This window comes from Pseudoalteromonas sp. MQS005 (genome assembly GCF_001661605.1).
Taxonomy (GTDB): domain Bacteria; phylum Pseudomonadota; class Gammaproteobacteria; order Enterobacterales; family Alteromonadaceae; genus Pseudoalteromonas; species Pseudoalteromonas tetraodonis.
In genome coordinates this window covers 108539-127442 of record NZ_LYRQ01000002.1, presented here as the reverse complement: position 1 = coordinate 127442, position 18904 = coordinate 108539, and the positions used below count along the sequence as shown (strand labels likewise).

At 40.7% G+C, this 18904-nt stretch carries 22 protein-coding genes; 8 read left to right on the top strand and 14 right to left on the bottom strand.

Annotated elements, in window-relative coordinates:
* Positions 1 to 102: 102 nt before the first annotated feature.
* The 5 genes from A9479_RS01670 to A9479_RS01650 form a co-directional block, all read right to left on the bottom strand.
* A complete protein-coding gene (locus tag A9479_RS01670) occupies positions 103 to 516 on the bottom strand; it encodes a hypothetical protein (RefSeq protein WP_013465092.1) in 414 nt (137 codons plus the stop codon).
* Complete coding sequence (locus A9479_RS01665) at positions 503 to 1840, bottom strand: ATP-binding protein (protein ID WP_064662527.1); 1338 nt, start codon at positions 1838 to 1840, stop codon at positions 503 to 505. The genes A9479_RS01670 and A9479_RS01665 overlap by 14 nt, the downstream gene beginning before the upstream one ends.
* Positions 1834 to 2508: a response regulator transcription factor gene (locus tag A9479_RS01660; RefSeq protein WP_008109187.1), complete on the bottom strand. Its 675-nt coding sequence runs from the start codon at positions 2506 to 2508 to the stop codon at positions 1834 to 1836. Before A9479_RS01660 ends, A9479_RS01665 begins: the two co-directional genes overlap by 7 nt.
* Positions 2509 to 2511: 3 nt before the next feature.
* Positions 2512 to 2772 carry a PepSY domain-containing protein gene (locus A9479_RS01655; protein WP_016900388.1) on the bottom strand — a complete coding sequence of 87 codons (261 nt, stop codon included), beginning with the start codon at positions 2770 to 2772 and terminating at the stop codon, positions 2512 to 2514.
* A gap of 163 nt (positions 2773 to 2935) precedes the next feature.
* Complete coding sequence (locus A9479_RS01650; protein WP_016900387.1) at positions 2936 to 3238, bottom strand: YciI family protein; 303 nt, start codon at positions 3236 to 3238, stop codon at positions 2936 to 2938.
* Between the two features lie 188 nt (positions 3239 to 3426).
* Between A9479_RS01650 and A9479_RS01645 the strand changes: the two genes are divergently transcribed.
* Complete coding sequence (locus tag A9479_RS01645) at positions 3427 to 4851, top strand: sodium-dependent transporter (protein ID WP_013465088.1); 1425 nt, start codon at positions 3427 to 3429, stop codon at positions 4849 to 4851.
* A 53-nt stretch (positions 4852 to 4904) separates the two neighbouring features.
* On the opposite strand, the gene A9479_RS01640 is transcribed toward A9479_RS01645, so the two are convergent.
* Complete coding sequence (locus A9479_RS01640; protein ID WP_064662526.1) at positions 4905 to 5546, bottom strand: CPBP family intramembrane glutamic endopeptidase; 642 nt, start codon at positions 5544 to 5546, stop codon at positions 4905 to 4907.
* Between the two features lie 231 nt (positions 5547 to 5777).
* On the opposite strand from A9479_RS01640, the gene A9479_RS01635 reads away from it, so the two are divergent.
* Together A9479_RS01635 and A9479_RS01630 are read left to right on the top strand one after the other, a co-directional pair.
* Complete coding sequence (locus A9479_RS01635; RefSeq protein WP_058154739.1) at positions 5778 to 6047, top strand: HU family DNA-binding protein; 270 nt, start codon at positions 5778 to 5780, stop codon at positions 6045 to 6047.
* A gap of 222 nt (positions 6048 to 6269) precedes the next feature.
* Positions 6270 to 6848: a type 1 glutamine amidotransferase domain-containing protein gene (locus A9479_RS01630; protein WP_033103345.1), complete on the top strand. Its 579-nt coding sequence runs from the start codon at positions 6270 to 6272 to the stop codon at positions 6846 to 6848.
* A 73-nt stretch (positions 6849 to 6921) separates the two neighbouring features.
* Here the strand turns inward: A9479_RS01630 and trpA are convergent, their stop codons facing one another.
* From trpA to A9479_RS01600, 6 genes are read right to left on the bottom strand one after another with little or no spacing between them, the layout of a single operon-like run.
* Positions 6922 to 7743, bottom strand: a complete 822-nt coding sequence (gene trpA / locus A9479_RS01625) for a tryptophan synthase subunit alpha (RefSeq protein ID WP_013465084.1) — start codon at positions 7741 to 7743, stop codon at positions 6922 to 6924.
* Positions 7740 to 8924 carry a tryptophan synthase subunit beta gene (gene trpB / locus A9479_RS01620; protein WP_010390233.1) on the bottom strand — a complete coding sequence of 395 codons (1185 nt, stop codon included), beginning with the start codon at positions 8922 to 8924 and terminating at the stop codon, positions 7740 to 7742. Before trpB ends, trpA begins: the two co-directional genes overlap by 4 nt.
* A 7-nt stretch (positions 8925 to 8931) precedes the next feature.
* Positions 8932 to 10296 carry a bifunctional indole-3-glycerol-phosphate synthase TrpC/phosphoribosylanthranilate isomerase TrpF gene (gene trpCF, locus A9479_RS01615; protein ID WP_064662525.1) on the bottom strand — a complete coding sequence of 455 codons (1365 nt, stop codon included), beginning with the start codon at positions 10294 to 10296 and terminating at the stop codon, positions 8932 to 8934.
* Positions 10289 to 11326 carry an anthranilate phosphoribosyltransferase gene (gene trpD / locus A9479_RS01610; protein WP_064662524.1) on the bottom strand — a complete coding sequence of 346 codons (1038 nt, stop codon included), beginning with the start codon at positions 11324 to 11326 and terminating at the stop codon, positions 10289 to 10291. The genes trpCF and trpD overlap by 8 nt, the downstream gene beginning before the upstream one ends.
* Positions 11327 to 11336: 10 nt before the next feature.
* Positions 11337 to 11939, bottom strand: a complete 603-nt coding sequence (locus A9479_RS01605) for an aminodeoxychorismate/anthranilate synthase component II (protein WP_013465081.1) — start codon at positions 11937 to 11939, stop codon at positions 11337 to 11339.
* A 1-nt stretch (position 11940) separates the two neighbouring features.
* On the bottom strand, positions 11941 to 13509 hold the full coding sequence (locus A9479_RS01600; RefSeq protein ID WP_064662523.1) for an anthranilate synthase component 1: 1569 nt from the start codon (positions 13507 to 13509) through the stop codon (positions 11941 to 11943).
* 443 nt (positions 13510 to 13952) lie between these two features.
* Here A9479_RS01600 and A9479_RS01595 point away from each other — a divergent pair, with 443 nt between their 5' ends.
* From A9479_RS01595 to A9479_RS01575, 5 genes are all read left to right on the top strand, one after another.
* Entirely contained in the window at positions 13953 to 14807 is an 855-nt protein-coding gene (locus A9479_RS01595) for a PHP domain-containing protein (protein ID WP_064662522.1), read from the top strand.
* Complete coding sequence (locus A9479_RS01590; RefSeq protein WP_013465078.1) at positions 14804 to 15424, top strand: L-threonylcarbamoyladenylate synthase; 621 nt, start codon at positions 14804 to 14806, stop codon at positions 15422 to 15424. Before A9479_RS01595 ends, A9479_RS01590 begins: the two co-directional genes overlap by 4 nt.
* 2 nt (positions 15425 to 15426) lie before the next feature.
* Positions 15427 to 16269, top strand: coding sequence for a ScpA family protein (locus A9479_RS01585; protein WP_036954544.1), 843 nt, complete (start codon positions 15427 to 15429; stop codon positions 16267 to 16269).
* A gap of 147 nt (positions 16270 to 16416) precedes the next feature.
* Positions 16417 to 16968 carry a cytochrome b gene (locus A9479_RS01580; RefSeq protein WP_024603087.1) on the top strand — a complete coding sequence of 184 codons (552 nt, stop codon included), beginning with the start codon at positions 16417 to 16419 and terminating at the stop codon, positions 16966 to 16968.
* A gap of 1 nt (position 16969) precedes the next feature.
* Positions 16970 to 17551, top strand: a complete 582-nt coding sequence (locus A9479_RS01575) for a YceI family protein (protein WP_013465075.1) — start codon at positions 16970 to 16972, stop codon at positions 17549 to 17551.
* A 50-nt stretch (positions 17552 to 17601) separates the two neighbouring features.
* Here the strand turns inward: A9479_RS01575 and A9479_RS01570 are convergent, their stop codons facing one another.
* Positions 17602 to 18435 (bottom strand): transporter substrate-binding domain-containing protein, encoded by an 834-nt coding sequence (locus A9479_RS01570; protein ID WP_064662521.1) that lies wholly within the window; start codon positions 18433 to 18435, stop codon positions 17602 to 17604.
* A 122-nt stretch (positions 18436 to 18557) separates the two neighbouring features.
* Positions 18558 to 18725 carry a hypothetical protein gene (locus A9479_RS19915; RefSeq protein ID WP_007375427.1) on the bottom strand — a complete coding sequence of 56 codons (168 nt, stop codon included), beginning with the start codon at positions 18723 to 18725 and terminating at the stop codon, positions 18558 to 18560.
* Between the last annotated feature and the right edge of the window lie 179 nt (positions 18726 to 18904).

Genomic DNA, 18904 nt, shown 5'->3' with positions numbered 1-18904 from the left:
AATTCAGCCTTTAAGACTGCACTTCCCTAAACACCAATAAACTCTTCACTTAATTACCAAATCAAACCAAACCAAAGCACACATCGCTTACCTATGAGCTAATTAAAGAGCCGTTTTAAGCTGCTGAATAAACTGCTCGGTCATGGCTATTTCACATTCTTTGTAGGTAACAACAGCTTGTTGTGCATTAGGTTGTTTTAGCATGTAGCGCCATTGGCAACTTCTTTGAATGTAGTTGTCTTTAGCGTTAATGCTTAGCTTAAATAATGACAAAATTTGGGTGTTGCCGGTTTCGCTTTCTAATGCAGATAGTTCAAAGGTACGCTTTTGGATCCAGCTATCTTGTTCTTGCTGTACTCTATTTAATTTGGCATCTAAACATTGTGTATATGCTTTGATTTGTTCGGGTAGGGCGTTCTTTTCAAGTGTGCATTCAAGCGGCGCTGCAACGCTTGGAACAGCCCAAGCAAATAATAGGGCTAGAGTGAAACAAAGGATATACTTACTTTTTTTCATGGTAATTAAACTCGAGAATAAATTTTGCGCCGCCCAAACGTTGCGACTGAGAAATAGTTAACAACCCGTGATACGACTTCACCAAGTCAGATACAATCGCCATGCCAACACCATGACCACTTTCGTAAGTATCAAGGCGCGTACCGCGTTGAAGCAATGACTCGCGTTTATCTGGTTGAATACCCGGGCCGTCATCACAAATACTAATGCTAAGTGTTTTAGCTTGTGAAACGTCAATACTGACTTGGGAGCGACAGGCTTTGCAGGCATTATCTATTAAGTTACCTAATAACTCCATTAAATCGGTTTTATCGCCTAAAAAGTAATCTTTATCACTCACTTTGCAATTAAATATGATGTCTTTATCGCGATAAACTTTACCCATCGCACTTAAAATAGAGTCGATAACCGGTTTGATGGGGGTTTGCTTTTTCCATGTATCGGAAGCCCCAGTAGCAGCACGTTTTAATTGGTGCTCGATCATCACATTAATTCTGTCGAGTTGTTCTTGTGCGTCGGCATCGTTGGCCAGTGGGCTTGACTTTAATACAGCTAACGGCGTTTTAAGTGCATGTGCTAAATCACTGAGTGAGGCGCGGTAGCGCTCTTTTTGGCGTTGCTGCGACTCTAATAATAGGTTGAGGTCGGCTTTTATTGTTTGTAGTTCAACGGGGTATAAGCCTTTAATTTCTTGATTATCGCCTGATTCAATAGCTTTTATTTCTTTATCTAGGCGCTGCAGCGGCCTTGCACTCCAAATAAAACCAATAGCCATTAACCCTGCTATAGCAATCCCCATTATAAACATCCAATCGACTAAGGTTTGTTTAAACCCGTCCATTAAACGCAGTAGGGCATCGTTGCGTTTTAATAAAATAAATCGTGCTTGCTCTGATTGGTCAATATTATTAAGAATGACCGTTAAGCTTAACTGCCAATAGGCGGTGTTGTTATAAACCACGCGTCTAAAGTCTGCAGCACCGGCTTTGGGCTCTATATATTGGGGAACAAAGTTAACGTTAACCGCCGACTCAGAATGCCAAATAGGCACATCGTCACGGTAAATCATGGCGTAGGTGTCTGAGTTTAGGTTATTGAGTTCGGGCGTTAAGATAGAGCTGGGCATGATAATACCGCGCTCGGTAAAATCAACCTCGGAGATGAGTGAATACAGGTGCGCTTCGAGGTTTTTTTCGGTGGCATCAACAAGTGACGCGTAATACGCCTTACCTATGGAGTAAAACAAAATAGGTAAGGCGACTAATAAAACAAAGACAAGGATAAATCCTTGCCTTATTTTTAACGAAATTTGCGGTGCTACCACTGGCTTTTAAGCCTGTAACCACGCCCACGTAGTGTTTCTACTGGGTTAAGCACACCGTCAGGGTCGAGCTTTTTACGTAAACGCAATACAAACACTTCAATGACGTTTGAATCAAGATCGAAATCTTGGTCATAAATATGTTCTGTTAACTCAGACTTTGAAATTACTTTTTGCGGGTTAACCATTAAGTATTCAAGTACTTTATATTCGTATGCGGTTAAGCTTAGCTCTTTGTCGTTTACCCACACTTGTTGTGAACGCGTATGAATTTTAATAGGGCCGGCTGTCATTTCTGGGTTTGCTTTACCTGCACTTCGACGAATAAGCGCATTACAGCGAGCAATGAGTTCTTCAACATGAAATGGCTTAGTTAGGTAGTCGTCAGCGCCCGCATCGAGGCCTTCAACTTTGTCTTGCCAGCGATCGCGCGCCGTTAAAATTAAAATAGGGATAGTGATCCCTTGGGCGCGGGCTTTGTTTATAAGCTCTATGCCATCTATTTTAGGCAGGCCTAAATCAACCACTGCCATGTCTAAAGGGTATTCTGTTATATGAAAAAGGCCCGCTTCGCCATCGTGACATAAATCAACACTGTAACGCTCTTTTTCTAATGCATTGCGCAGATTATCTGCCAAATGTAAATCATCTTCTATTACTAAAATTCGCATTGGTTAATCCTTTTTCACTTCGCCAGTTTTTTTGTTTATCTTCAAATCGACGACGTGGCCGTCAGCTTTTAAAATTCGTACTGTATAAAATTGTGTTTCTTCTGAAATTTTTAATGTTGTACCGTCTGTGGTTTGTTTTGCAAGTATTACTGCTTTCTTTTTGCTTATCTCAATTTTATCGGGTGTGCTGTTAGTATTATTTGCATGGGCAACATTAGCCAAACAAAAAACAGCAATTAAATTGAGTGTTAATAATACACGCATTACGAAACTCCTAGAACATACCTGCTTAGCCTAAAAAACTAAGCCACTAAAATTTAATTACTCTATTGAGTATTTAAATTTTTATAAGACAAAGTCTAATTAAAAATGAGTGAACAAACCCTGAATTACTGGTTGCAGTTAAACAGGGGAACTCACGTTAATGTTAAGCAGGGAACACTTTTTTGAATGGTTTAACGATTGAGTTTTCATATACGCCACCCGCAACATAAGGATCATCTGCGGCCCATTCTCTGGCATCTTCTAAAGAGTTAAATTCAGCAATCACTAAAGAGCCAGTAAAGCCCGCATCTTGAGGGTCTTCACTATCAACCGCTGGAAGGGGGCCGGCTGTTAATAGTCGACCTTCGTTTTCTAGCGTTTGTAAACGTGCTAAATGAGCAGGGCGAGCGGCTTTTCTGTGCTCTAAGCTGTTCTGGACGTCCGTTGAATAAATCATATACAACATAAAAATACTCTCAAAACTTGTTAAATTTAATTAACTGCATACTAGCATAGCGTTGATAAATGGTGAATTAAAAGTGTTTATGGCGATGTTTACAGCAAGAATGTTTTTTTACGCGGTAATTGCTTGAAAAGCGTTGTGTAACACTGGTAGAGTCCCTTGGATAAGATAAATAATAACAAGGTTATTACATGAGTGAAAATAGAGAGCACTTTAGCTCCCGCTTAGGATTTATATTAGCAGCGGCGGGTTCTGCTGTGGGCATTGGTAACTTAGTAGGCTTTCCAGTTTCTGCGACTAAGAATGGCGGTGGTGCATTTTTGCTCGTCTATGCTTTGTTCGTCGCATTCATTTGTTTACCCGTCATGATGGCCGAAATGGCTATGGGTCGCCACGCACAAAAAGATCCTCTTGGTGCATACAAGGCGTTAGCCAATAACGATAAGAAATGGAAGTTTGCTGGCTTTTTAGCCGTGTTAACGCCATTTATGATTGCCGTTTTTTACATGGTGATCACGGTGTGGATTTTTGGTTACTTAAGCCAAACCGCATTTGGTAATTTGGATAAGTTGGCAAACCCTGGGCACTTTGATGAGTTTATTAACAGCTACACGGTGTTTGGCTACATGGCACTGGTTGTGGTGATTGTTAACTTAATATTGGTCGGTGGCGTAAAAGATGGCATAGAAAAAGCGGCTAAATTTTTGATGCCGGCGTTATTTGTCATGCTTATTATATTAGTGGGTTACGTACTCACCCTTGATAACGCAATGGCGGGTGTGAAGTACTATATTATTCCTGATTTTAGTAAAATGAATGCCAGTGTTCTTAATGGCGCATTGAGCCAAGCGTTTTTCTCATTGTCGTTAGGTATGGGTATTTTAATTACGTATGCCTCTTACATTTCTAAAAAAGATGACATTGTGGGCAGTGCGAAAATGGTTGCCATTACCGACTCATTAGTTGCCTTTGTTGCAGGCTTGATGGTGTTACCGGCTATTTTTAGCTTTGACCCAAATACCGATCCGACAAAGTTATCTGACTCGTCAGTTTCAATGATTTTTGTGTACTTACCAAAAATCTTATTAGCGTTACAACACGATATTGGCTACTTTGGTGCCTCTGCAGTGGCGTTTATTTTCTTTTTGCTGGTATTTTTTGCTGCAATTACATCGTTGGTATCAATTGTAGAAGTGCCGACTGCCACACTAAGTGACCGTAAAGGCATTAGCCGTAAAAAAGCGCTAGGCATACTTACCTTATCAACCGGTGTGTTAACCATTATGTGTATTATGTCGTTTGGTATGATTGACAGCCTAACTACCTTTACTAGCTACGGCAGTGGTAACAAGAGCTTTTTTGATATTGTATATGACGTATTCTACGACACTATTTTACCACTCAATGGTTTAATGGTATGTTTGTTTGTAATGTATAAATGGAAGAAAGTTCGTTTAAGTGAAGAGCTAAGACAAGGTTCGCCTAATTATGCGAATAGCTTTATGGAAAAGTACGTTAACTTTTCATTACAAACATTTATCCCAGCGATTTTACTGCTTATTTTTGTAAACACCGTTGCGACCAAGTTTTTTAATATCAGTATTTTTGGTTTTTAATTAAAACTTAATTTAATAAAGCCGCGCTTATCGCGGCTTTTTGTTGCGGTTAGTTAATTCAGTGCACCCGAATCTAAGTAGTCACCAATCCCCAATGTAAACATCCAAATGCCCCATAAGCTGTGCTCAATAACACAGGCAAAAGTTGAGCGACTTTGTGCGTAGGTATAGGCAAACAGCAAGCCACCGACAAACGCTAAACTAACAGCTATCCAATTGGCGTAAATAATATGTGCCAATGCAAATACACTGGCGCTAATAATAATGCGCAACCATTTACTGGGCATAATGCGCTTATAGCGATGAAAAAAATACGTTCTAAATATTAACTCTTGCGGGATCACCGACAATAAAGGGTAGAGCAGCAATAGCATCAGCCAATCGGTGAGGTTTTCACGCGGTAAAGTAAACCAGTGTCCTTGGTAGAGTAAGTTATAAAACACCCCTGAAAATAATGCGCCAATAAAGAAAAAGCTAAACATACGGCGCTTCACAGCAGAAAACTGCCCCATACTGGTTAATCTAAAGCGCTTAAAGTGAATGTCGTTTAGCAGCAGAATACAGCACACACTCATTAAAATGATCAGTGCTGGAATAAGCCAATTAGATAAATACTGGCGAATATTAAAGCCAATTAAAGGCAGGATGATAAAAATAAAGGTAAATTCAAACCAGCGGTATTGATTAGCGTTCACGTTTGCTCACGGTGATTTTTATTTCACCTTAGCAAGCGATTAAGTCATCTTTATGACTATAAAACAGCCAAGCTGATTATATTTAAACCCAATGACTCTCACTAAGGCCCTTAGCCCTTGGTTAAGGTTGACTTACCCCCTTGCAACCCTTAGCCTGCCTGCTTTTATTTTTACATCATTGTATTGCCACGCTAGTTGGCTAAAGCCAGCGCGTGTATTTAGGAGCAAAAAATGAATAAGGCAGAACTTGTTACAGCCATGGCACACACGAGCGAGTTAACAAAAAAAGAGGCGCAATTAGCTTTAACCAGCTTACAAAAGGTGATTACCAAATCATTGTCTGAAGGCGATCAGGTACAAATATCTGGTTTTGGCACTTTTGCATTAAGTTATTACCCAGCCCGTACGGGTCGTAATCCACAAACCGGCGAAGCAATAGAAATAGAAGGGGCTAATAAAGCCGTATTTAAGCCAGCCAAAGCGTTAAAAGACAGCCTTTAATTGTCAGTGCTTGTAAGGGAGTTTTGTTATTCAAACAAAGCATGTACCTTGCAGGCTATTTTTATTTTTAAAAAATGGCTGTGTAGTATCTGCAACCACTGTAAATAATTTACATAGCACTCTCATCTCTTTATATAAAACGCCAATATTATCAGTATGTTATTTTTGGTATGTGATATGCAAACCTCTCTGTGTATCAAAAAATAAGATAAGGAGTATTTAATGAGTAATTTACATAGCAGCACCCGTTTACAAGGTAAAAAAATTGCCATTTTAGCCACCGATGGATTTGAACAAAGCGAGCTACTTTCGCCGCAAAGCGCATTACTAGAGGCGGGCGCGGATATAGAGGTGGTGTCTATTAAAGAAGGGCAGATCACAGGTTGGAATAAAGATAATTGGGGTGAAAAAGTAACCGTTGATAAATTAGCATCAGATGCCAATGCCGCTGACTACGATGCACTTTTACTGCCGGGTGGTTTGTTTAATCCCGATAGCTTACGTCAAAATACAGATGCCAAAGCGTTTGTTGATGGCTTTTTTGGAGCAGAAAAAAATAAACCTGTGGCCGCTATTTGCCACGCGCCGTGGTTATTAGCTGAAATTAATAAGCTCAGAGATAAAAAAGTGACTTCCTTCCCTAGTATTAAAAGCGATTTAATTAACGCCGGAGCTCACTGGGTAGATCAAGAAGTGTGTGTTGATAACGGCTTAGTCACTAGCCGCAGCCCTGCAGATTTAGATGCATTTAATGCAAAATTTATTGAAGAAATACTCGAAGGTAAGCACCAAGCGCACTAGCTCTGGGCTTTTAAATAGAAAAGGGCATATTACATGCCCTTTTTTATTGATAATGATAAAACACAGCTCGCTATTAAAGCGCAGTAGCGGCTTTCATATCGCTTACAAATGTTTTTAGCTGCGAGGTCATCGCATCTAAATCATCTAAGTTTGCTTCAATAATTTTTACCACAGCAGAGCCCGAAATAGCCCCCGCAGCACCGGCTTTAAGTGCCGCTTTTACATCTTCAGGCGTTGAAATACCAAAGCCTAATAATGCAGGTGCACTGTGGTACTCTTGTAAGCGCGTAACCACATGGGTTGCTGGCATTTGTGCTTTGGTGTCTGTACCTGTTACCCCAGCACGAGAAAGCAAGTAGGTGTAGCCACGGCCGTATGATGCACATTCACGCAGGGTATCGTCACTGGCGTTCGGTGTAGCGATAAAAATCGGGTCTATACCATTGGCCATGGCGGCTTTTCTAAACATTTTAGACTCATGCAATGGCACATCAGCCACTAAAATAGAGTCAACACCCACAGCTTTTGCATCGGTGTAAAACTTTTCTAAGCCACGTTTAAATATTAAGTTTGAATACAATAACAAACCAATTGGAATGTCGGCGTTATATTCACGGATCTCTTTAATAATATCAAAGCAGTCTTGCGTATTAATATGCACGTTTAAGGCACGAATATTGGCTTTTTGAATGACAGGGCCATCGGCAATCGGGTCGGAAAACGGAATACCTAATTCAAGCCCGTCAGCGCCGCCATCAATTAAGCTTTTAATAATTTCGATGCTTTGCGCTTTACCCGGATCGCCAATGGTCACAAACGGTACAAACGCACCTTGGTTTTGCTCTTTTAGTGCGGCAAACATTTGTCCGTAACGGTCAGTTTTTACGTGGCTCATAGTTGACCTTCCTCTGATAATACCTTGTGTACGTGGGCTAAGTCTTTGTCGCCACGACCACTTAAATTAATAACAATGATACTGTCTTGCGTTTGCTCTTCTGCATATTCGAGGGCATAGGCTAGCGCATGACTTGATTCAAGCGCAGGAATAATCCCTTCGTGTTTAGCCAATGCTTGAAAGGCATCAAGTGCTTTGGTGTCGGTAATACCGACATATTGAGCACGGCCAGTTTCGTGCAAAAAGGCATGTTGAGGGCCAACTGCGGGGTAATCTAGTCCCGCCGATACAGAGTAAGACTCTTCAATTTGGCCATCTGTATTTTGCATAATATAAGTGTAAGTACCGTGCAAAATACCTTTTGTTCCTTTACAGATAGTTGCGCCATGTTCGTGCGTGTCTAACCCTTTACCTGCAGGTTCAACGCCAATGAGTTTAACGCTTGGCTCATCAATAAAATCGGTAAACATACCAATTGCGTTTGACCCACCGCCTACACACGCAATAACCGCATCAGGCAAACGGCCTTCGGCTTTAAGTACTTGTTGTTTTGCTTCTTCACCAATTATTTTTTGATATTCACGTACAATAGTCGGGAATGGGTGAGGACCCGCTGCAGTACCTAAAAGGTAATGAGCCTCTTGATAATTGGCAGACCAATCACGCAGTGCCTCGTTAACCGCATCTTTTAATGTACCCGAGCCTGCGGTTACCGGAATAACTTCAGCGCCCATTAGCTTCATTCTAAATACATTTGGTTGTTGGCGTTCAACATCTTTTGCACCCATATAAATGCGGCATTTTAGTCCAAGTAACGCACAGGCAAGTGCCGTTGCAACGCCGTGCTGGCCGGCGCCTGTTTCAGCAATCACTTCTTTTTTACCCATACGTTTGGTAAGCAGTGCTTGGCCTAAAACTTGGTTTGTTTTGTGCGCACCACCGTGGAGTAAATCTTCACGCTTTAAGTACAGTTTTACTTTTGGGTTTTTAACTAAGTTACGCGTTAAAGTAAGCGGGGTAGGACGACCCGCATACTCGTTAAGTAATTTACTTAGCTCTGCCTGAAATTCAGGATCTTTTTGTGCTTTATTAAATTCGTTTTCTAACTGCTTAAGCGCAGGGACAAGCAGTTCGGGTACAAACATACCGCCAAACTCGCCAAAATAAGCTGGATTTTGCATTTTAACCTCAATAATTTCTGATACTTGTAAAAGCATGATGTAGTTTGTTTGCACACTTTTTACCTGGAGACTCTTCAACACCTGAATTTAAATCAAGCCCAAGAGCACCTTGAAAAAGTGCATCGCTAATATTGTCTGGGTTTAAGCCGCCAGCAAGCATAAATGGGGTCGTGGTATCGCGAAGCACCGACCAATCAAATGTTTTGCCTGTGCCGCCAGCCTGTGAATCACTGTGGGTGTCGTATAAATGGCGATCGGCTCCTGTAATAGGTTGAGGCAAAGCATCTTTGATGGCCTGTGCTTTCCATATTTCACAATGACGTGGTAGTTCATTACGTAACGATGCAATGTAATGTTCATCTTCTTGGCCATGTAATTGAACAGCAGACAGTTTTAATTGTTTAGCGTGCTCAGCAACCTCTGCTATGGCGGCATTAACAAACACCCCAACAAATTTTAAAGGGGCACTTTGGCTGATTTCTTTGGCGCAATCTAAATCGACAAAGCGCGGTGATTTTGGATAAAAAATTAATCCGCCATAAAGGGCACCGTTGTCGTAAGCCGCAATGGCATCTTGATTACGGGTTAATCCACAAACTTTGTTTTCGCCTAGGATTACGCGGCGACACGCTTGTAATAAATCAGCCTCAGCCATTAATGAGCTGCCAATTAAGAATCCATTACATAAAGGCGCTAAATGCTTTACATCTTGATGGGTATAAATACCTGACTCTGAAATAACCACTTTATCGTTAGGAATAAGCTTACGTAGTCGTTCGGTTGTGGCTAAGTCGGTGCTTAAATCGCGCAAGTCACGATTATTAATCCCAATTATTTGTGCATTGAGTGCCAGTGCACGATGCACTTCTTCTTCGTTACTCACCTCAGTTAGTACCGACATATTTAACGAATCGGCGACGGCATGCAGCGCTTTATACTGCTCATCGTCAAGCACTGATAGCATCAGTAAAATAGCGTCACCACCATAAATACGTGCCATATAGACTTGGTATTCATCAATAAAAAAGTCTTTACAAATAAGTGGCTGCTCTACTTGGCTGCGCACAAACGCAAGGTAATCAAAGCTACCCTGAAAGTACTTTTCGTCAGTTAATACACTCATACAAGTGGCATACTGCTTATACGCTTGGGTGATTTCTGTTAAATCAAACGGCTGACGAATTAACCCTTTAGAAGGCGATGCCTTTTTACACTCTAAAATAAACTGCGTGCCAGGTGCTGCTAACGCTTGATAAAAGCTACGCTCAGTCGGTTCAGCTTGATGCTTAAAGCTCTCAAGTGGGCGTGCCGCTTTGCGTTCAATGAGTTCTATTTTTTTATCGGCAATAATTTTGTCTAATACATTAGCCATGACTTACCTCAATAATTGCATTTAGTGTGTCCATGGCCTTGCCTGAACGTAATAATGAGTGTGTTATTTGTGCACCTTGTTTTAACGATTGTGCTTGGCCAGTTAAGTACAGCAATGCAGCAACGTTAACAATAATAGCGGCGTTATGTGCCTCGCTACCTTTGCCCTGTAAAATGGCAAGGCTGGCGTTTGCATTGTATTGTGGGCCTTCACCGGCTAATTGTTCAAGTGAATAGTTTGCAAGGTCAAAATCACTAGGGTTGAGTGTGTATTGGGTGATTTTGCCGTTATCCAGCTCAACAACCTGTGTTGGGCCATGCAAGGCAATTTCGTCGGTGCCAGAGCCGTGAACTATCATAGCGCGTTTAGTGCCCAGAGTATGAAGAGTTTGCGCCATAGGTAGGCACAAAGATTCATCGTATACCCCCAGCAATTGAACATCTGGAGCAGCGGGATTAGCTAGCGGCCCAAGAATATTAAAAATAGTACGGGTTTTTAAAGTGGTTCGTACGTTCATCGCATGGCGCACGCCGCTGTGATAGTGCGGTGCAAATAAAAAGGTAAAATTTGTATGTTCAAGGCATTTAGCCGCTTGTGTGGGAGTCATATCAATATTGATCCCCAAGGCTTTGAGTAAATCAGCAGACCCTGAGTTACTCGATACACTGCGATTTCCATGTTTTACCATATTAACACCGACAGCGGCTGCGACAATTGCCGCGGTTGTACTGATATTGATAGTGTTTGAACCATCGCCACCGGTACCACAGCTATCGGCAAGTTGAGTTTTAATGGTTGTAAATGCCACGGCGTTTTCACGCATTGAGGCCGCAGCACCAGCGATTTCATCGCTTATTTCACCTTTCATTTTAAGGCTAATTAACAGTGCAGAGAGCTCAATATCGCTCATATTCCCTTGCATTATTTGATCAAAAAGTGTTTTTGCTTGTGCATAGCTCAATGATTGCTTGGCAATAACGTGCTCAATAGCCTGTTGAACATTAAGCGAGTTTTGTAATTGTGTAGTCATAATGTTCCCTTTATTTGGCACGCGTTAAATAGGCAACGCTTTGCTGTAGCAGCATAGCGCCATTGGGCGTTAAAATAGATTCTGGGTGGAATTGATAACCCAGCGCAGTGTCTTGATGATGATAAATAGCCATTGGAATATCTTGATACTTTGCAATAACCGCTAAGTTATCAGGTACTTTTGTGGCCATTAATGAGTGATAACGCGCCACTGGCATAGTGCTGCCCATTCCGTTAAACACCGGGTGATCGTCTAACTCAATTATTGATGATTTACCATGTACGGTTTCACCAGCATGACCGATTACTCCGCCGTAACTTTGTGTTAGTGCTTGTTGGCCTAAACAAATGCCCAGCATCGGGAATTTACCTTTGCACAGGCTAATTAATTCCATTAGGCAGCCCGCATCACTCGGTGCCCCTGGGCCTGGCGATAAAACCAATAATACCTGCTTATGCTCTGCCTGCATTTTGTTGAATATTACTTCAGCGCTAATGTTATTTCTGTAAACAACTAACTCAGCACCTAGCATTGTTAGTTCATCAACAAGGTTATAGCTAAATGAGTCAAAGTTATCTAAAAAGTAAATTTTAATAGGGTGTGCTTCACTCATTTTATACAGCCTCATATGTCGATTTAATCGCGGTGATCACCGCCTGTGCTTTAGCGCGGGTTTCGTTAGCCTCTGACATTGGGTCTGAATCAAACACAACCCCAGCGCCAGCTTGCACATAAGCAATATTATTTTTAACAAAGGCTGCACGAATAACAATACAGCTATCCATTGCACCATCACCAGTTAAATAGCCAACTGCGCCGCCATAACTGCCGCGGCGTTTCCCTTCGGTTTGGCGCACAAGCTCTGCAGCTCTTACCTTTGGCGCGCCCACTAATGTGCCCATGTTCATACAGGCTTGATAAGCATGTAGGGCATCTAGTTCGGGTTTTAATTTACCCACCACGCGCGACACTAAGTGCATTACTTGTGAGTAACGGTCTACTTTTAAAAGCTCTTTGGCATGGCGCGTACCCGGTACGCTAATGCGGGCTACATCATTACGCGCTAAATCAACCAGCATTAAATGCTCTGCACGTTCTTTTTGATCGTTTCTAAGTTCAAGCTCAATACGGCTATCTAAATCAGGGTTGATTTGTCCATTAGCAAATTTGCCGCGAGGGCGTGTGCCGGCAATCGGATAAACCTCGACCTGTTGAGATTGAACTTCGTATTTAAGCGCGGACTCAGGAGATGCGCCAAATAATGAGAAATCTTCATCGCGCATATAAAACATGTACGGACTAGGGTTTTGTTTTTTTAGCTGGCTGTAGGCATGTAAAGAGTCAGGGCAGGGTAGTGAGAAGGTACGAGAAGGCACCACTTGAAAAATATCGCCATCGACTATGTGTCGCTTGAGCTTAATTACTTGCTGGCAGTATTGCTCATCACTAATATCGACACTCACTGGGCAGTCGCCAGTTTGGCTTGGTGCGCTAAAGTCAGCAGCGTGGTCGCATAATGTATTCAAGTGCTCTAATTGTTTGCCTACTTCAAAGCAGTTTGCATGTACATCAGGGCCATTAAATACGTTACCAATTAATTCCGTTGTTTGTTTTTGATGATCAATAACAACCAGTGTTTCTGCTAAATAAAAAACATAGTCTGGACAGGTGTTTTCCCCATCGGGTACATCGGTTAGCTGTTCAAAATTAGCCACCATGTCGTAGGCAAATACACCGCCTAAAAACACCGAGAATGGATTGTTAGTGGTACTTTTAATGCTGTTTAAACAGGTGCGTAATGCGCTAAAAGCGTTATCTGCAATCAGCTTACTGGCTTGGTCTATTGTGTCATCTGCTGGGTGATACTCCAGTGTTAATGTGGTATCGGTTAACTGGGATGCGCAGTTTTTTACATTAGCTTGTAAATAACTGAGTAACTGCTGACCGTTATTTGATAGTGCTGTTACGCTCACTTGGTTGCCTTGGCAGACAATACGCAGTGCACAATCAACGAGTATTAAGCTTTTTACGCTATCTTTAGAATCTATCTCTGCAGACTCAAGTAATAGTGAGTTAGGTTTATCAAGTGCGGCATACAATGCAAGTGGGCTACTTATGTAGTCTCGTACTTGCGTTATGCTGGTCACTTCACCTGGTGTTGTTGTTATATGACTAAAAATCAAACCTCATCCCCTAAAAAATAAAACCCCGCAATGCTAAGCAGTGCGGGGTTTGAATAACGATGTCTAAATTATAGATAGACCATTACCGTCCCGCTATGCCAGGCGCCACCACCAATGATGTGTAAGAGTGTTTACGTTATTCATGTTTTTAATTCCTGTTAATCTTGTATTGCAAAATTTAGTGATAAAAAAACCCGCATGGTAGCGGGTTAGAATTTTTTGTTTAGACACGACAATTCATCACCCTTGATTTTAAGAGTGCCACCACCAAATGATGTTGTGAATTGTATTTTTCATTGTTGTTAATTCTTTAATGTCTAAAAGTGGCTACAGTAAAACGTATCAACTGCTTTTGTGTCAAGTGTTTATTTAAAACAATTTAGTTAAAAAACTTGTTATACTGGGTGAAACACCGTTAAATCCTAAATTTAAGTAGTTTTCATTTGATAAAATACGACCTACATAGTCACACCACGCACTCAGACGGCCACTTAACCGTTGAGGAATTATTAGCGCGAGCAGTCGATAAAAATATTGATGTATTTGCTATTACCGATCACGATACGGTGGCTGCTATCGAACCTGCACATGCTTTTATCAAACGTGAAAATTTGCCGCTTAAACTTATTAACGGAGTTGAAATATCAACCAAGTGGGAAAGTTTTGAAATTCATATTGTTGGACTAAATATTGATACCAACGATAGTACCTTGCATACATTACTGAGCGATCAGCAGCAAAAACGCGAAACCCGCGCGATAGAGATTGGCCATCGACTAAATAAAAATGGTTTTGAGGGTATTTACCAACAAGCTCGCGAGCTGGCCGAAAATGCACAAATTACTCGCGCTCACTTTGCCAGAGCATTAATTGAGCGTGGTGTAGCTAAAAACTTTCCTGGGGTATTTAAAAAGTATTTAGGGCGAGGTAAAACCGGTTACGTGCCAAGTAATTGGTGTGATATGCAAACAGCTATTGCGGCGATTCATGCCGCAGGTGGGGTGGCCGTTTTAGCGCACCCAAGTAGCTATAAAATGTCGAACAAGTGGCTACGTAAATTGTTAGTGGAATTTAAATCAGTAGGCGGAGATGCAATGGAAGTTGCTCAGCCGCAGCAGGCGCCAAGTGAACGTCAGTTTTTAGGGCTATTGAGCCAAGAATACGAGCTACTTTGCTCACAAGGCTCTGATTTTCATTTTCCGACTAGCTACTTAGAACTTGGAAAAAATTTATACTTACCTAAAGATTGCCAAGGGGTTTGGCAAACATGGGAAAAGCACGAAGGAGTTGCATTATGAGTCAATTATTTCATATACATCCAGATAATCCACAGCCTAGATTAATTTCTCAAGCTGTTGATATTATTAAACAAGGCGGCGTAGTTGTGTATCCTACAGATTCAGGATATGCGATAGGCTGTAATTTAGGTAATAAGCAAGCTAAAGAGCGCATTGAACGTATTCGTGGTATTGAAAAACATCACAATTTTACTTTGGTATGCCGTGATTTATCTGAGCTGTCTACTTATGCGCGTGTTGATAACCAAATGTTTAGGCTTATTAAAAATAATACCCCAGGGCCTTACACGTTTATTTTTAAAGGTACAAAAGAAGTGCCTAAGCGGTTATTAAACGACAAGAAAAAAACCATAGGCATACGTGTTATAGAGCACCCAATAGCGTGTGCTTTATTAGCTGAGCTGGGTGAGCCCTTAATGTCGTGCTCACTTATTTTACCGGGCGAAGAGTTTACTCAAGCTGATCCCGATGACATTTTAGAGCGCCTTGATAAACATGTGGATTTAATTATTCATGGTGGGTATTTACCTGAGCAGGCGACCACAGTGATTGATTTATCAGAAGATGATATTCAAATTCTTCGTGTTGGTTGCGGTGATACGACGCCATTTGAATAACAATGAAACAGTCTGAGACGCTATCATCAACGCCAACACCTGATATGCCAGTGCAGCAAAAGCTGCCTCTGGCATTTTTACATGGTAAAGCCGTTGTTGATAAACCCGAAGATTTATATATCCCGCCTGATGCCCTTGAAGTTATTTTAGAAACCTTTGAAGGGCCTTTGGATCTGCTGCTTTATTTAATTAAAAAGCATAAGTTAGATGTTCTTGAGTTGTCTATTTTTAGCATTACTGAGCAGTATGTTAAATATGTTGAAATGATGAGCGAGTTCCAGCTAGAACTCGCGGGTGAATATTTAGTAATGGCGGCATTGCTGGCCCAAATTAAATCTAGGCTGTTACTGCCTGTTCATGAAGAGTTAGAAGAAGAAGACGATCCCCGCGCCGAACTTATAAAACGTCTACAAGAGTACGAACAATTTAAAAAAGCGGCCGAAAATATAGACAGCCTACCTCGTGTTGGCCGCGATATCTTTATAGCGCAGGCAAGCGTGCCGGAACTAGCAGAAAAAAACCAGCCATTACCTGAACTGGCAGTCAAAGATTTATTGTTAGCGCTAAGCGATGTCATGGCGCGTGCAAAAACATTCGAGCATCATTTAATTAGCGCTGAAACCCTTTCAACGCGTGAGCGCATGAGCTTGATTTTAAATACCTTATCCCAATCAAAAGCGCCTGTTGCGTTTACTCAATTATTTACCTTTGAAGAGGGACGCAGTGGGGTTGTTGTTAGTTTTATCGCTATGTTAGAACTAATAAAAGAGGGCCTGATTGCCTGCTTACAGGTTGAACCTGATAGCCAAATATACGTGTCTCTTAACGAGTCAGCTGCTAGCTAATCCCTTCTCAACGTCATTTGCAATTATATTAACCTTATACATTTTACTGTGCGTATACGCACGATGAGTGTTTGCATATGCTATTTTAATCACCACTTAATCATTATATCGTAGTGTAATTACTAAATAAGAAATTGGCAGTAGGGAATGTTTAAAAACTCAAAAACCAGCTATGGCGTAGTGGCTATATTTTTACACTGGCTAATGGCGCTGACCGTGTTTGGTCTGTTTGGTTTAGGTTTATATATGGTTGAGCTGACTTATTATGATAGTTGGTATAAAGGATCATTAGACCTACACAAAAGCATTGGCCTTAGCTTAGCAGCGGTTTTTGTTTTTAGGCTGTTATGGCGACACTTTAGTGTTAAACCAAGTCCGATTGGCAGTAACAAGCAGTTAAATCAATTAGCCCAAACAGCACATATTTTAATGTATCTGTTTTTACTGATCATTATGGTGTCAGGGTATTTAATTTCGACGGCTGATGGACGACCCATAGAAGTATTTGGCTTTTTTTATGTAAAAGCTATCGACTTTGCGTTTGATTCTCAGGCTGATATAGCCGGGCAAATCCATTTCTATAGCGCATGCTTATTAATTGGATTTGTAGTATTGCACGTATTAGGTGCGCTAAAACATCACTTTATCGATAAAGACAAAACATTAATTAGAATGATCACATTACAAAAGGATGATTAAAATGAAAAAATTATTTTTAACTTCAGCGTTATCAGCAGCGATGTTTATGACAGCGACCACTGCGAATGCCGCAGATTATGTTATTGACACAAAAGGTGCGCATGCTTTTGTAAACTTTAAGATTAAACATTTAGGCTACAGCTGGCTGCACGGGCGTTTTAATACCTTTGATGGCAAATTTAACTACGATGCTAAAAATCCAAATGCGTCTCAAATTAGTGTAAATATTGATACGGCAAGCCTAGATTCAAATCACGCAGAACGTGATAAACACTTACGTGGTAGTGACTTTTTAAACGTAAGCAAATACCCACAGGCAAGCTTTAAGAGTACAGCGATTAAGTTTGACGAAGACGGTGAAGAAGCCACAGTAACCGGTGACTTTACTCTACACGGTGTTACGAAGACAATTACCTTTGAAATAGATAAAATTGGTGAAGGTAAAGATCCATGGGGTGGTTACCGTGTTGGTTTTGAAGGAGAAACTAGCTTAAAACTGGCCGACTACGGTATTGACTATAACTTAGGCCCAGCATCTACCCATGTTGATATTGGTTTATTTATTGAAGGTATTCGCCAGTAAGACTATTTTAAAAAAGCTAAGCGCTAATTAGTAATACGCTTAGCTTTTTATTATTGTAAATGTGCTTCTAATTTGGGTTTTAAATGACTTGGTAACCACCGAGTTAATATCTGTTTATAGTTTTCAGTCTGCTTAATCAGTTTGAGTTGTTGATTAAGCGTAGCAATATCCTCTGCACCTTGCTCGTTTTTAGTACAGCCAATGTAACCGTAACTTATTTTTGGTGCTTCAGTGAGCATCCGCTGGGTTAAATTATCAGTAAACCCCATTGTTTTTGCTAAATAATAATGTTCACTTGGGTAACCTAATAAAATATCAATTCTTTTAAGGTTAAGCATATATGTTAACGTACTGAGGGTATCGCGGGTTGGTCGAATGACCAGATTTATACCGGGTGTGGTGTTGATTATTTTATCAATTTCACTGCCATAGGAGCGATTCATAGATACACCTAAGGTAAGCTTTTTATTAACTAATAAATTGGTTAATGACACCGGTTTAGCGTCTTCAATCTCTAGCGCACTACTTAGCTTGGTATGCATGGCAATTGATGGCGAAAGCCCTGCTGTAGAGCTTTGATGTGTGAAATAAACACGCTCTTCGCGGTATTTATTCCTATAGAGCGACAAAGCACAGGCATTAGACTGCAGGTTTGCGAGTTCCTGAATCACTTTACCTGAGGGGATGATCACTCTTTCAAAGGTAATATGCGGCAGCTGCTGTTCTAAAAGCGAAATAATACTTTCGTCACGACCTTGGGATTTGTTCGGCCCGCTTATAATGTAGTAGGGCGCAAAATCATGTGTTAACCATTTTATTGTTCTAGCATTACACTTTGTGCTTAAAAATACACAGACTAACAGTATTAACCACGAAAACCGCATTTGCACTACAACGAATAAATAAACAAGGATTTAAGTGTAGTCAATAATACACCAAAAAGTAAAATGCCAGCTTCACGCTGGCATTTAGATTTATTTATAAGTGTTTAACTTATCAATAATAATTAGCTGGCTTTGAGCCACTTTACAAATTGACGTGCATCACTTGCTTTTTGAAACAATGCATTTTTCAAACCTTGTGTATCGCTAAAGATTACACGATGTTTGTTAACCGAAATTGATTGCACTGGATGTGCTATTTGGATCATAGATCCGTTATATTTGTATGACATAATAAAACTCACTTTATTTTTGTTATTTATTCTGGGCTTTTTCTTAAAGCACATTACAGATAATAAATAATCTAATTGTGTTTAGCTTCATTACAGTGTTGACGATCTTTATGACACTTTTACGATGATATTAAAAATAAATCATCAAGGTATTAATAGGGGTTCTCGCCGTACAATAA